The 723-nt window shown below is 51.6% G+C and carries 1 protein-coding gene; it reads right to left on the bottom strand.

Annotation, left to right across the window (positions count from 1 at the left end; genetic code table 11):
• Positions 1-8: 8 nt before the first annotated feature.
• On the bottom strand, positions 9-716 hold the full coding sequence (locus R7Q11_RS26175) for a type II secretion system protein N (protein WP_225467000.1): 708 nt from the start codon (positions 714-716) through the stop codon (positions 9-11).
• Positions 717-723: the final 7 nt, after the last annotated feature.

The following is a 723-nucleotide window of genomic DNA, read 5'->3' on the forward strand; positions in this document are numbered from 1 at the left end:
GATCGAGATTAGAATCGGCCTTTGTAGTCAAACTCGTATTGGCCTTGTGCGTTTGGCTGTCCAAGCCATTTCAACTGCTCCCCCATGCTTGATGGGAAATCTGCGCCAGGTTTAAACCACGCTTTCGTTGAATAGCGTTGATTCGGCATCAGTTCCGCTGAAAACGCCGAGGAAACTTGCGTACTGGTTTGCTCACCTGATGCAGTTAGCACGCTATCTTGGCATTTCAAATCAGCAATAACAGGGCCAAGCTCTAAGCTTCCCACTGGACTTTGAATGCCACTGGCACTCCAAACCAATGTGCCTTCACCAGTTTTACACCACGGAGCTGCGTAAGTCGCATGACGAATGTTCAACTCCAGCTGGCCATCAACACCAACAGGCACCGGCAGGCGCGCTTGTTCGACGGCTTTCGATGCCGGGATCGACGCCACCAAATTTTCCGCGTAAGGGCCATCGCTGAGACTGTATCCAACTAAACCTCGACCGCGAATGTTCATATCGCTGCCGCGCCCAAAACGTACCGAAAATTCGGCTTTGCCGGTAAACAAGCTAGACCATTGGAAATCCCAATTCACTTGCCCTAGGTTTTGACGCTGCCAACGCACGCTAGAAGCCTGACCTTGCCAAACGGAACCATGAGCACCTTGTATGTCGAGCCCTTTCACAGTGGGGGCTTGCTGGAGAACCCAAGAAACAGGTAACCCCATGATCAAGCTAACA

The organism is Vibrio sp. 970, from assembly GCF_033339075.1.